This is a genomic window from Pseudomonas sp. ICMP 561 (assembly GCF_002699985.1).
GTDB lineage: Bacteria > Pseudomonadota > Gammaproteobacteria > Pseudomonadales > Pseudomonadaceae > Aquipseudomonas > Aquipseudomonas quasicaspiana.
Genome location: NZ_LKBT01000017.1, coordinates 36,916 through 50,048, shown reverse-complemented (window position 1 = coordinate 50,048; position 13,133 = coordinate 36,916). Strand labels below are relative to the sequence as shown.

Genomic DNA, 13,133 nt, shown 5'->3' with positions numbered 1-13,133 from the left:
TGGAGGTAACACCCGATGAAATGGTTTTACGATCTGAAGATCGCCACGAAGTTGATCGCGTCATTTCTCACGGTGCTCGCCCTCACCGCAGTCATGGGCGTTTTTTCCATCATTCAGCTGGGTCAAGTGAATGACACCGCCAGCGACATTCGCGATAACTGGATGCCGTCCATGCGTGCGGCGTCCGCCATGCGCTTCCAGGCGGCCAATTACCGCCTCAAGGAAAACCGCCACATCACCACCGAATCCACTCAGGAAAAAGCAGCCATAGAGCAGGAAGCTGCGGAAGCGAAAAAGCAGTTTGAAATCAGGGTGGCGACCTATGAAAAACTCATCTCCGGACCGGATGAACGCCAGCTTTTCGACACGATGATGTCCGACTGGACCGCTTATCTGACCGTCAGCAAAAACGTGCTCGCCCTTTCCACACAAGGTGCGGAAGCCGATGCGCGTGCTCTGTTGCGGGGTGAGTCAAAACGCACCTTTGACCTGTTGACAACCGACCTGCAGAAGATGGTCGAATTTAACGACGCCGGTGCTGAAAAAGCCAATGTGCTGGGCAATGAACTGTACGCAACCGCGCGGATTTCGATCATTGCTGTTTTGATCTCGGCGCTGATTGTCGGCCTGGGTCTGGCGTTGTTCATCTCGCGCGTCATTTCCCGCCCCTTGAAAGAAGCTGCAATTGTTGCCGAACAACTGGCAGAAGGTAACCTCAACGTCCATATCGAACCCGGCTCGAAAGACGAAACCGGCATGGTGATCAACGCCATGCAAAACATGGTCGGCAAGCTCTCGCACATCATCGGTGAAGTGCGCAACGCAGCAGACAATCTGGCCAGCGCCTCCGAAGAAGTCAGCGCCACCGCTCAGTCCATGAGCCAGGCCACCAGCGAACAAGCGGCCAGTGTGGAAGAGACCAGCGCCTCCATCGAACAGATGAGCGCCAGCATCAACCAGAACACCGAAAACGCCAAAGTCACCGACGGCATGGCCAGCAAGGCTGCCAAGGAAGCCACCGATGGTGGTGAGTCCGTGCAGCAGACCGTTGTGGCCATGAAGAAAATCGCCCAGCGTATCAGCATCATTGACGACATTGCCTATCAAACCAACCTGCTGGCCCTCAACGCGGCCATCGAAGCAGCGCGTGCAGGTGAGCACGGCAAAGGCTTCGCCGTAGTTGCCGCTGAAGTGCGCAAACTCGCGGAACGCAGCCAGGTCGCAGCACAGGAAATTGGCGAGCTGTCGTCCAGCAGCGTCGACATGGCAGAGAAAGCCGGCAACCTGCTCAATGAGATGGTCCCGTCGATCAACAAAACCTCGGATCTGGTTCAGGAAATCAGCGCCGCCTCCGAAGAACAGGCAGCCGGTGTCGCGCAGATCAACACGGCAATGACCCAGCTCAACTCGGTTACTCAGCAAAACGCGTCGAGCAGCGAAGAACTGGCTGCCACTGCTGAAGAGATGAGCAGTCAGGCTGAGCAACTGCAACAGGCCATGAGCTTCTTCACCCTGGACGCCGCGCCAAAAGCCGCCAGCCAGCCAGCGAAGTTCGATAACTCTTCAGGCACTACAAGCCGCAAGCCCTCTCGCCCGGCTCCACAAGCGCCGCAGAAGTCGTTTGCGTACAACATGGCAAGCACTCCGGATGAATCCGAATTCACTCGATTCTGAGCGGATCCACCCACTCGCTTGTCATGAAGGAGACAGACATGGGCGCAATCGCTACGACACGACAAAACGTGACGGTCGTTGAGGAACAGGAGCAGTACCTGACGTTCATGCTCGGCACCGAGATGTTCGCCATCGGGATCCTTGGCATCAAAGAAATCATCGAGTACGGCAATCTTACTGTCGTGCCGATGATGCCGGCCTTCGTCCGCGGGGTGATCAACCTGCGCGGCGCGGTGGTCCCGGTAGTGGACCTGTCGGCGCGCTTTGGCCGCCCCAACTCGACGATTACCCGTCGCAGTTGCGTGGTCATCATCGAAGCCAATACAGCGGACGGCCAGTCACAGGACATCGGCCTCCTGGTGGACACCGTGTCAGCGGTGATGGACATCCCCGCTTCGCAAATCGAACCGCCACCGAGCTTCGGTGCAAAGATTCGTGCCGATTTCATCAGCGGTATGGCCAAGGTCGATGGCAAGTTCGTCATCGTCCTGGAAGTTGATCAGGTGCTGTCTATCGACGAAATGTCGAGTCTGGCCGCAGTCGATCAGATTCCGGCCATCGAAGCCGAACAACGCTGATCCGGGACGGCAGATATCGTGAACGGAACAGTGCTCAACGACAGGGAATTCAGTCAATTTCAGTCCTGGCTGTACGGAGCCGCGGGCATCAGCCTGTCACCTGCGAAAAAAGCCCTGGTGGCGGGCCGCTTGTTCAAGCGCCTCAAGCACTATGAGCTGGAAAGCTACGGCGAATACTTCAAGCTGATCATGAGCGGCCAGCGCAGCGACGAACTTCAGGTTGCGCTGGATTTGCTCACCACCAATGAAACCTATTTCTTCCGTGAGCCCAAACACTTTGATTTTTTACGCCAGCAGGTATTGCCCAAAGCAACGCCGGGCAAGACTTTTCGGGTGTGGAGTGCAGCAAGCTCCTCAGGCGAAGAACCTTACAGTCTGGCAATGACCCTGGCCGAAAGCCTTGGCACCACGCCGTGGGAAATTATCGGCTCGGATATCAGCAGCCAGGTGCTTGCCAAGGCCCGTGCCGGGCATTACCCCATGGAGCGCGCCACCAACCTGCCCCAGCCCCTGCTGCACAAGTATTGCCTCAAAGGTATCGGTAAACAGCACGGTACTTTTCTGGTGGACCGTGGGTTGCGCAACCGGGTCAACTTTATTCAGGTCAATCTAAATGAGGCTCTGCCGGAACTCGGCGAGTTCGACGTGATCTTTTTACGTAACGTGATGATTTATTTTGACCAGGAGACAAAGATCAAGGTTGTTGCCCGTCTGTTCCCTCGCCTCAAGTCCGGTGGGTATTTCATTGTCAGCCACTCTGAAAGCCTCAACGGCGTCAGCGATGCATTGAAACTGGTAGCACCCTCGATCTATCGCAAACCATGACTACCACCGTTGATGAAGTCTTTCTGGCGCCGGGCGATTTCCACTTCGCGACAAGCCCTACCCGCATACGCACGATCCTCGGGTCCTGCGTTGGCATCACATTCTGGCATCCGGTGCGCAAGATTGGCGCTATGTGCCACTTCATGCTGCCAACCCGGACCCACCGATGCGGCGTGCTGAACGGTAAATACGGTGACGAGGCGATCGAGATGTTTCTCGAGTACGCCAAGGCACACCGTACGGCGCCGGAAGACTATCAACTCAAGTTGTTCGGGGGCGGCGAGATGTTCCCCCACCATAAGCGCGGCGTGCATTACAGTGACGTTGCGCGGATGAACGTCCGTGCGGCACTGGAGCTTGCCAACAGACATGATCTGGATCTGATTGCACAGGACATGGGCAGTACGGGCTACCGCAACGTCATTTTCGACCTGTGCAACGGACATGTCTGGGTCAGACACAAACCAATAAGGACAACCACGGAACATGGCCACGAAAAAAATAAACGTACTGCTAGTCGATGATTCGGCGGTAGTTCGTCAAGTTCTGCTGGCCATCCTGAATGACACGCCTGACATCCATGTGATGGGGGCAGCGTCTGACCCGATCTTCGCCATGGAAAAACTGGCCAAAGAATGGCCGGACGTGATCGTACTGGACGTGGAAATGCCCCGCATGGACGGCATTACCTTCCTGAAGAAAATCATGAGCGAGCGTCCTACTCCGGTGGTCATCTGCTCCTCGCTCACCCAGAAAGGCGCCGAAACCAGCCTGCAGGCGATGTCAGCCGGTGCGGTGGAAGTCATCACCAAGCCTACTACCGGGTTAAAGAATTTTTTGCTGGAGTCTGCGGCGGAACTGGTCGGTGCAATTCGTGCTGCAGCCAACGCCAATGTCAAAAACCTTGGCCGACGAGCAGCAGCGCCGGTACTGACACCTGCGACACGCTTGAGCGCCGACGCCATTCTGCCTGCCGCGCAGGGTCACGCCATGGCCCAGACGACCGAACGCATCGTCGCACTGGGCACCTCCACCGGTGGCACTCAGGCCCTGGAAGCAGTGCTGACCGCCCTGCCCCGCGTCTGTCCGGGCATCGTTATCGTGCAGCACATGCCGGAGAAATTTACCGCGTCCTTTGCCGAACGTCTTAACGGTCTCAGCCAGATTGAAGTACGCGAGGCAAAGAATAACGACCGCATCCTGCCAGGCCTTGCGCTAATCGCGCCGGGCGGCAAACACATGATGGTCACCCGCAGTGGCGCGTTTTACCACGTACAAGTGGTGGATGGTCCGCTGGTAAATCGTCATCGCCCGTCAGTGGACGTGCTGTTTCGCTCAGTCGCCAGATTCGCTGGCAAGAACGCCACCGGCATCATCATGACCGGCATGGGCGATGATGGCGCCCGCGGCCTGAAGGAAATGCTGGACGCTGGCAGCTCGACCGTCGCTCAGGATGAAGCAACCTGCGTGGTGTTCGGCATGCCCAAGGAAGCGATCAAACTGAATGCCGCGCAACGCATCATGCCTCTACACGACATCCAGCACGCAATCCTGCACAAATAGCGTTTTTCTAATGCCTTGATGCGGTTTTGCAGCTTGCTCTGTGGGGCGCGGTCTACGATGCTGTTGGCAGACTGTCAGGCCGCCCTACGCCGCCTCGGGTCGTCACGGGAGAACAACAAATGAAAACCGTTGCACAACTGCTCAAGCTCAAGGCGTCTTCCAATCAGAAAGTCCATACCATCTCCCCTCACCAGATGGTGCTCGATGCGCTCAGGCTCATGGCCGAGAAAAACATCGGCGCGCTGCCTGTGGTCGACAATGGCAAGCTGGTAGGCGTAGTCAGCGAGCGCGACTATGCGCGAAAGATGGTCCTTCAAGGCCGCTCCTCAGTGGGCACCCCGGTCAGCGCGATCATGAGCAGCAAAGTCATCACCGTCGACTCCCAGCAGAGCGTCGAAGCCTGCATGGGCATCATGACCGACAGCCACCTGCGCCACCTTCCGGTCGTGGAAAACGGCGAATTGCTGGGATTGCTGTCCATCGGTGACCTTGTCAAAGAGGCCATAGACGAGCAGGCCAGCCTGATTAAACAGCTGGAACAGTACATTCGCGGGGATTGATGCCATCGCGCAATCTCACGGCGAATAACGACCCTGTAGGAGCGCACGAGCACCGCGAGGCCGCGATAGCGTTCTGCCTGACACACCGCAATCGCGGCCTCGCGGTGCTCGTGCGCTCCTACAGATCACTTGTGTAATTATCTGGGCCTACACCAGCTTGAAATGGCTGCGCAACGCCGCGATGTGCTCTGGCCCGATGCCGCAGCAGCCGCCGATCACTGAAGCGCCCTGCTCTACCCAGGTATTTGCCCACTTTGCATACGCGTCTGGCCCAAGGTCTGCGCGGATCTCGTGCAAAGTGTCGTTGGCGCCTTCTTCTTCCACTTCCATTACCGGAAACGCGTTGGCATACACGCCCAACTCGATCTGCGCCGATTCTGCATCAATCACTTCACGCGCAGCCACCAGCGCAGAGGCCATGACTTCCGGCTGGCTGCAGTTGAACAGCACTGCTCGCGCACCCAGTTCGATGGCAACTGCTGTGGCCTCAGCCACCGTCTCGCCGGAGCGCAAACGAGGACCATGGTCTTCACCGTCTTCCAGGGTAAACGACAGCCACAAAGGCTTGTCGTCCTGCCCCAGCGCTTCACGTACAGCGCGTACTTCGGCGATCGAGCTTTGGGTTTCAGCCAGCCATACATCCACGCTAGCCTTCAGACCCTGAATCAGGATGCGATGGATCGCGACCGACTGATCATGATCGAACAGATCCGGACGATAAGAGCCCAACGCTGGCGGCAACGACCCCGCCACCTGAACAGATTGACCGGCCTCTGCTGCAGCCTGACGTGCAAGCCGGCCCGCCAGATCGGACAGCGCCGGAGCATCCGCTGTGAAACGCTCTTCACCCAGATGAAACGGCACCAGCGCATAACTGTTGGTGGTGATAATCCGCGCCCCGGCGTTGATAAAAGCCTGATGCGCCTTGAGGACAAATTCCGGCGCTTCGATCAGCGCCAGCGCCGACCACTCAGGCTGACGGAATGGCGCACCAATACGCATGAGTTCCCGCCCCATGCCGCCGTCTAGCAAGCGTAGCGGAATTGATTTTTCGATTGTGGACATGGGAACTCCTGAAAGCCGGGCGTCCGTTGCGGGAATACACAGGCAACGGCTGATTGAATTGAACAGTAAGAGCGTTTGATTAAACCCAAAAACCGTAGCTTATAACCAAAACAAAGGCGTATAGATCAATTAATAATTAAGGACATTTTTAATATCGCGTTTAAATATATACCAATTATTTGTATTCGATCTATTCGGTGATGTGATGAATCTACGTGCTGTTTTGCCTTTGAGTCTTGCCCTGCTGTCCGTCTGCTCTACCGCCATGGCCGGTGCGACGCTGGATAAAATCACTAAAAAAGGCGAAATGGTCGGCGTGATGATGGAGAACTACCCACCGTTTTCCTTCCTCAATGATCAAAACCAGCTCGACGGTTTCGATGTGGACGTGGCAAAAGCAGTCGCCGACAAGCTGGGCGTGAAGCTGCAACTGGCAACACCGTCCTGGGACGTCATTGCCGCAGGCCACTGGGGCAGCCGCTATGACGTGTGCATCTGCTCCATGACTCCAAGCGCGGCCCGCGCTCAGGTATTCAACTTCCCGGTTGAGTACTACCAGTCGCCAGCGGTCATCGTGGTCAACGCCAAGAATGATGCGATCAAGTCAGCCAAAGACCTTTCGGGCAAGAAAGTTGGCGTCATCAGCGCTTCGACCTACGAGGCTTACCTGAACAAGGATCTGGTCATTGAAGGTGCGGAAGACAAGCCGATCAGCTACCCGTTCGACGCTGTCCAGGCTGCACCGTATGACAACGAAACCGTGGCCTTTCAGGACCTCGCACTGGGCGCGGGTGTCCGTCTCGACGCGATGATCACCAACCTGATCACTGCACGTGAGCGTATCAATCAGGATCCACGCTTCAAGATCGCTGGCGAAACTCTTTACGCCGAACCCAATGTCGTCGCCACCGAAAAAGGCGATGCCGAATGGGATGCGAAGCTGACCAAAGTCATCGCCGAACTCAAGGCAGACGGCACGCTGGGCAAGATCTCCCAGAAATGGATCGGCTCTGACATTACCCAATGAGCGAGCATCAACCTGCCCCGCCAGACCTGAACGCCGGATCTTCGCGCCTGCTGCGAATTTTCGGCTTCAAAACGCGGCTGTACCTGACCTGGATGGTGATGCTCGGTCTGTGCATCGCGTTTTTCATGAGCTTCGACCTGAAGTTTTCGATCATCGCCGCGAAATGGGAATATCTGGTCGGCCTGCATCTGGCGCCCAATGGCTTCCTGCAAGGCGCCGCGCTGACCCTCTTCCTGTGCTTCTGCTCTATATGGTTCTCGCTGATACTGGGCTTTGCCACGGCCCTGGCGCGCTTGTCCAAGAGTGCCGTGGCGTTTGGCATCGCCAGCTTTTACGCGTCGTTCTTTCGTGGCACACCACTGTTGATTCAGATCCTGCTGATCTATCTCGGTCTGCCGCAACTGGGCGTGGTGCCAGGCGCGATCAGCGCAGGCATTATTGCCCTGTCGCTGAACTACGGCGCGTACCTGAGTGAGATCTTTCGCGCGGGCATCATCGGTGTTTCGCCCGGGCAACGCGAAGCCGCTGCGGCACTGGGCATGCGCCCTACCGTGGTGTTCTGGCAGATCACACTGCCGCAAGCCATGCGTACCATCATTCCACCGACCACCAGCCAATTCATTTCCATGCTCAAGGACTCGTCCCTGATCTCGGTGATGGGTGTCTGGGAAGTCATGTTCCTCGCGCAGTCTTACGGCCGGTCGTCCTACCGCTATATCGAAATGCTGACCACTGCGGCGCTGATCTATTGGCTGCTGTCCATCGGACTGGAGTTGATTCAGGCACGCCTTGAAAGGCACTACGGCAAGGCTTACAAAAACCAGCGCTGAGTTGATCACGGCACCGTTCAGTCAACTCAGGTGCGGGTGGACCGATGCGATGGGCGCAGCTAACCTGTCGCCCTTGCTCCCTGCCTCTAGAGACTGAAATGACGACCCAACTGGACACCGTATTCGAACGCCACGGCACCGACAGCAAAAAGTGGAGCCTGTATCCCGCCGACGTGCTGCCGATGTGGGTAGCGGACATGGATTTCCCGGTGGCCGAGCCGATCATTCAGGCGTTGCAAAAACGACTGGGGCATCCGCTGCTCGGGTACGGCGTGGCACAGGACAACCTGCGCCAGACGGTTGTCGAGTACCTCTGGCAGCGTTATGCCTGGCGTGTTCAGCCTGAAGAACTGGTGTTCCTGCCCGGCGTCGAACCCGGCTTCAACATGGCACTCAACGCACTGGTTCCGGCCGACTCGGGCGTGGTCCTGCAAACACCCAATTACTCGCCGCTGTCCCACGCGCCGAATCACTGGCAGCAGCCGCGTATCGAATTGCCGTTCAAGGCTGATGCCCAGGGCGAATACCACACCGACATCGCTGTGCTGAACGGCAAGCTGGCCAACGCCGGTGCCTTGTTGCTGAGCAACCCGCATAACCCGCTGGGCAAGGTTTTCAGTGGCGAAGAGCTGCACCTGATCGGCGAAGCCTGCGTGAAGCATGACGTGCTGATCATTTCTGATGACATTCACGCCGACATCCTCTTCGATGGCCGCCGGCATGTGCCCATCGCCTCTCTCAGCCCGCAGATTGCCCAGCGCACTGTCACCCTGATGTCGGCGAGCAAGGCTTATAACATCGCCGGGCTGAAAACCGCTTTTGCAGTAATTCAGAATGAGTCGCTGCGTAAACGCTTCAATGCCGGCCGCTTGGGTCTGGTCGACAGCGTCAACGTGCTGGGTCTTGAAGCCACGCGCGCGGCTTACAGCGAATGCGGCGAATGGTTGAGCGACGTCAACGCGTACCTGCAGGCCAACCGTGACTATCTGGCAAAAGCGGTTAAAGAACGACTGCCCGGCGTGGTCATGCACTTGCCACAAAGCACCTACCTCGCCTGGCTGGATTGCTCCGCGCTGGGTCTTGACGATCCACAGCAGTTCTTCCTCGAACACGCCAAAGTGGGCCTGAGTGCGGGAGTGGAGTTTGGTGACGATTGCCAGCAGTTCGTGCGGTTGAACTTCGGTTGCCCAAGGGTCTTGCTGGAGGAAGGGTTGGCGCGGATGGAGCGCAGTTTGCGGGATCGGTGAAGAAACAAAAAACCGGCACATATTTCTGTTGGAGCGAGGCTTGCCCGCGAAGAATGATGAGGCGGTGGGTCTGGTCAACCGCGTCGACTGGTTCGCGGGCAAGCCTCGCTCCAACAAAGCCATCGTTTGCAATGAACACAAAAAAGCCCGGCTAGCCGGGCTGTTCCTGTTCGGACCTCGCAATCAATAACGCTGATACTGCGAACCAAATTCTTTGCGGTTTTCTGCTACGACCACTTTCTTGTCCAGGTTCACTTCAGCGCGGTCGAAGGTCTTGTTACCGGCACCGGCAACGCGGACTTCAGGAGTAACGACGCTGGAACGATTTGCAACCTGAGTGGCCGCAGCGACAGTCTGGGTCGGCGAAGTACTGGCAAAAGCGCCGGTAGCGGTCAGGATCGAAAGGGCAAAGCTCAAAGCGATAGTGCGTTTCATGATGTGGCTCCAATAGTTGTTTCGAAGTGATGGGGCCAATCTAAGGTCACAACCGCATTATGAAAAACCACCCTTTAAAATACTGATTATCAGCCTCGTTGATGCTGGAGCGCGAGGTGTCTGGCTCGCGCTTCCCCAGCAACAGCGGGGCTTTTATCACTTGATGGTCACTGGGGCTTGCGCAACAGAACCCGGGTGACACGTCGTTCTTCGACACCCACAACCGTCATGTCCCAGCCTTCCCAATCGAGCTTGTCGCCGATCCTCGGCAAGCGATCCAGCAGGCTCATCACCAGACCGGCAAGGGTCTGATAATCCTCGGTCGCATGGGCCTGAAAACCGACCCGCTCACGCACCTGGCTCAGGTTAAGGCCGCCAGAGACGATAAAACCATCGTCCTCGGCCACCACATCCGGACCTTCCACTTCGCTGGCATCCGGCAGCTCACCCGCGATGGACTCCAGAATGTCGGTCATGGTCAACAAGCCGATGAAATCGCCGAATTCGTTGACCACAAAAGCGATGTGCGTTGACTCTTTGCGCATCTGCTCAAGGGAGTTGAGGATCGAAAAGCTGTCCAGCAGGTTGATCGCTTTGCGCGCCATAAACTCCAGATTCGGCTCATTGCCGGCCAGCAGTTCCTTGAGCAACTCCTTCTTGTGCACAAAGCCCAATGGCTCATCCACGCGGCCTTCACGAATCAGTGGCAGGCGCGAATAGGACGAATGCATCAGCTTGGTCCGAACCGTTTCCGGGTCGTCCGACACGTCGATCAGGTCCACCTCGGCCCGTGGTGTCATAGCCGAGCGAATCGGACGCTCAGCCAGTTGCAGCACACCACTGATCATCACCCGCTCGCGACGGTGGAACACCGCCTCGGTCTGTTCACCTTCAAGCATGTCGGCGATTTCTTCGCCCACCTCATCGGCGTCCAGCTTGCGGCCACCCAGCAGCCGCAACACGGCGTGGGCGGTGCGTTCACGCATAGGCCGCGCACCGTGCAGCGACTTCTTGCGACGCTTGCGAGCGACCTGGTTGAACAGTTCGATCAGGATCGAGAAACCAATCGCCGCATACAGATAGCCTTTAGGGATATGGAAGCCCAGGCCTTCGGCGGTCAGGCTGAAACCGATCATCATCAGGAAGCCCAGACACAGCATGATCACAGTCGGGTGGGAGTTGACGAACTTGGTCAGCGGCTTGCTGGCGATGATCATCAGACCGATGGAGAAAATCACCGCAATCATCATGACGGCCAGATGCTCAACCATACCTACGGCAGTAATCACCGCGTCGAGAGAGAACACGGCGTCCAGCACCACGATTTGCGCGACGATGGGCCAGAATCGGGCATACGTGCCGTTGCTGGTTCGTTCGGCAACGTGACCTTCCAGGCGCTCGTGCAATTCCATGGTGGCCTTGAACAACAGGAACACACCACCGAACAGCATGATCAGGTCGCGACCCGAGAAGCTGTGATCGAACAGTTCGAACAGTGGCGCAGTCAGCGTGACCATCCAGGAAATACTGGCCAGCAAGCCAAGGCGCATGATCAACGCCAGCGAGAGACCAATGACTCGCGCCTTGTCACGCTGCTCGGGCGGCAACTTGTCCGCGAGAATCGCGATGAACACCAGGTTATCGATGCCCAACACCAGTTCCAGAACGATCAGAGTGAGCAGGCCAAGCCAGGCCGTGGGATCAGCTATCCATTCCATAGAACTATTGAATCTCTCGCAAACGGGATTTGATAGATGTCAGTAAGCCTGCCGAACGTGAACAAACGTCGGCCGCACAGGACACACTAGACGGATTATCGAAGGGGGTATTCAGACGAGCTGATCCTGAGGGGAAAGCTGGATCGAGACTCAAATTATAAGCAAAGCGGTTAGAAGCGAAGCAACCGGGAGGTTCCTGAACGGTGTTCATACAATCCTGAGATTTATTACGGGATTTGATCCTACAACGAGAAAGTCACTTTCCCACTCACGAAAAGTATTACAAAGATTGACATCATTTCGCCCGGTCCGGCTAATTGCTTTGAACTTCCAGCGTCTGAGCATGCCCCTTCTATAATGGGCCGGGCATAACGTCGGGCGATTCTGGAGGCTTATCTCATGCCAGATGCACAGGGCAAAATTCGTTACGCAGTGGTTGCCGGAGGCTGGATTTCCCAAGGCGCATTCATGCCGGGCGTCGATCAGACTGATAATTCGGTAATGACTGCGCTGGTGACTGGCGACCCGATAAAAGCCGACAAACTGGCTGAGCTTTACGACCTGAAAAGCTATGACTACAGCGAATTCGACACGCTGCTCAAGTCCGTGGAAATCGACGCGATTTACCTGGCCACGCCTAATTTCCGCCACCGGGAATTTGCCGTGCCTGCCCTGGAAGCCGGGATCCACGTACTGCTGGAAAAACCCATGGCGACCAGCGAAGAAGACTGCATTGCAATCACCGAAGCCGCCCAGCGCTCCGGCGCCAAGCTGATGATCGCTTATCGGCTGCATTTCGAGCCAGGCACTGTTGAGATGATCGGCCGTATCCGCGCAGGCGAAATTGGCGATCCACGGTTGTTCACGGCGACCTTTGCGCAGACCACCGATCCAAAGAATCACCGCATGCAGAATGGCTACTGGGCAGGACCTGCAGCGGATATGGGGCCGTATCCGATCAACGCGGTACGCAACCTGTTCGATGCCGAGCCGCTGGAAGTTCATGCCGTGGCCATTCACACGCCAGGGCGCGAAATCAATACGCCGGATACCGTCAGCGTGACCTTGCGCTTCCCGGAAGAGCGACTGGCGCAATTTACCGTCAGCTATAGCCTGCCGGGCACCCAGCGTTATCAAGTGATAGGCACCAAGGGCGAGTTTGAAGCATCGCCCTGCTTCGGTTTTGGTGAAGGCGTCGCGATCAGTTACCGGGCAATCATCGGTGACGAAACCAAAGAACATGAACATCCTGTGGTAGACCAGTTCGGCGGCCAGACCCAGTACTTCTCAGACTGCATTCTGCAAGATCGCGAGCCGGAGCCGGATGGCGACGAAGGCTGGCGTGATGTGCGTGTCCTGGCGGCCATAGAGCGAAGCCTGGAGACGGGCCAGACGCAGAAACTCGACCCGCTGCCGAATCGCCCGGGCATCAGCATCGAACAAGCCCGCCGATTGCCACTGGCGAAAGTGCCGGAGTACATCAATACCGATGAGCCGAATGAGTAAGCATCTGGCTGACCAGTAATGACTCCCCTGGAGCTCACCGAGGTTACGAGGCCAGCGATAGCTGGTATGCCTGACACTCCGCAATCGCTGGCCTTGTAACCCCGG

At 57.1% G+C, this 13,133-nt stretch carries 14 protein-coding genes; 11 read left to right on the top strand and 3 right to left on the bottom strand.

Going from position 1 to position 13,133, the window contains the following annotated elements; translation table 11 throughout:
* Positions 1–15 precede the first annotated feature (15 nt).
* From AO242_RS14850 to AO242_RS14825, 6 genes are all read left to right on the top strand, one after another.
* On the top strand, positions 16–1,674 hold the full coding sequence (locus AO242_RS14850; protein ID WP_099269311.1) for a methyl-accepting chemotaxis protein: 1,659 nt from the start codon (positions 16–18) through the stop codon (positions 1,672–1,674).
* A 38-nt stretch (positions 1,675–1,712) separates the two neighbouring features.
* Positions 1,713–2,252 carry a chemotaxis protein CheW gene (locus tag AO242_RS14845; RefSeq protein ID WP_027902812.1) on the top strand — a complete coding sequence of 180 codons (540 nt, stop codon included), beginning with the start codon at positions 1,713–1,715 and terminating at the stop codon, positions 2,250–2,252.
* A gap of 18 nt (positions 2,253–2,270) precedes the next feature.
* Positions 2,271–3,077 carry a CheR family methyltransferase gene (locus AO242_RS14840; RefSeq protein WP_176560630.1) on the top strand — a complete coding sequence of 269 codons (807 nt, stop codon included), beginning with the start codon at positions 2,271–2,273 and terminating at the stop codon, positions 3,075–3,077.
* A complete protein-coding gene (cheD, locus tag AO242_RS14835; RefSeq protein WP_099269309.1) occupies positions 3,074–3,601 on the top strand; it encodes a chemoreceptor glutamine deamidase CheD in 528 nt (175 codons plus the stop codon). The genes AO242_RS14840 and cheD overlap by 4 nt, the downstream gene beginning before the upstream one ends.
* Complete coding sequence (locus AO242_RS14830; protein ID WP_027902815.1) at positions 3,564–4,640, top strand: protein-glutamate methylesterase/protein-glutamine glutaminase; 1,077 nt, start codon at positions 3,564–3,566, stop codon at positions 4,638–4,640. The genes cheD and AO242_RS14830 overlap by 38 nt, the downstream gene beginning before the upstream one ends.
* A gap of 119 nt (positions 4,641–4,759) precedes the next feature.
* A complete protein-coding gene (locus AO242_RS14825) occupies positions 4,760–5,200 on the top strand; it encodes a CBS domain-containing protein (RefSeq protein ID WP_027902816.1) in 441 nt (146 codons plus the stop codon).
* A 147-nt stretch (positions 5,201–5,347) separates the two neighbouring features.
* On the opposite strand, the gene AO242_RS14820 is transcribed toward AO242_RS14825, so the two are convergent.
* On the bottom strand, positions 5,348–6,265 hold the full coding sequence (locus AO242_RS14820; RefSeq protein WP_218927841.1) for a homocysteine S-methyltransferase family protein: 918 nt from the start codon (positions 6,263–6,265) through the stop codon (positions 5,348–5,350).
* A gap of 205 nt (positions 6,266–6,470) precedes the next feature.
* Here AO242_RS14820 and AO242_RS14815 point away from each other — a divergent pair, with 205 nt between their 5' ends.
* The 4 genes from AO242_RS14815 (at position 6,471) to AO242_RS29430 (ending at position 9,559) form a co-directional block, all read left to right on the top strand.
* Positions 6,471–7,292, top strand: a complete 822-nt coding sequence (locus AO242_RS14815) for a transporter substrate-binding domain-containing protein (protein WP_099269308.1) — start codon at positions 6,471–6,473, stop codon at positions 7,290–7,292.
* Positions 7,289–8,122, top strand: coding sequence for an amino acid ABC transporter permease (locus AO242_RS14810; RefSeq protein WP_099269307.1), 834 nt, complete (start codon positions 7,289–7,291; stop codon positions 8,120–8,122). Before AO242_RS14815 ends, AO242_RS14810 begins: the two co-directional genes overlap by 4 nt.
* Positions 8,123–8,220: 98 nt before the next feature.
* On the top strand, positions 8,221–9,369 hold the full coding sequence (locus AO242_RS14805) for a MalY/PatB family protein (protein WP_099269306.1): 1,149 nt from the start codon (positions 8,221–8,223) through the stop codon (positions 9,367–9,369).
* Positions 9,370–9,409: 40 nt separating this feature from the next.
* The gene (locus tag AO242_RS29430; protein ID WP_176560629.1) at positions 9,410–9,559 is read left to right on the top strand and encodes a hypothetical protein; all 150 of its coding nucleotides are present in this window, start codon (positions 9,410–9,412) and stop codon (positions 9,557–9,559) included.
* Here AO242_RS29430 and AO242_RS14795 read toward each other — a convergent pair.
* On the bottom strand, positions 9,553–9,804 hold the full coding sequence (locus AO242_RS14795) for a hypothetical protein (protein ID WP_099269305.1): 252 nt from the start codon (positions 9,802–9,804) through the stop codon (positions 9,553–9,555). The two genes, AO242_RS29430 and AO242_RS14795, sit on opposite strands and share 7 nt — an antisense overlap.
* A gap of 167 nt (positions 9,805–9,971) precedes the next feature.
* Entirely contained in the window at positions 9,972–11,522 is a 1,551-nt protein-coding gene (locus AO242_RS14790) for a TerC family protein (protein WP_099269304.1), read from the bottom strand.
* A gap of 399 nt (positions 11,523–11,921) precedes the next feature.
* On the opposite strand from AO242_RS14790, the gene AO242_RS14785 reads away from it, so the two are divergent.
* Positions 11,922–13,028, top strand: a complete 1,107-nt coding sequence (locus AO242_RS14785; protein WP_099269303.1) for a Gfo/Idh/MocA family protein — start codon at positions 11,922–11,924, stop codon at positions 13,026–13,028.
* Positions 13,029–13,133 lie beyond the last annotated feature (105 nt).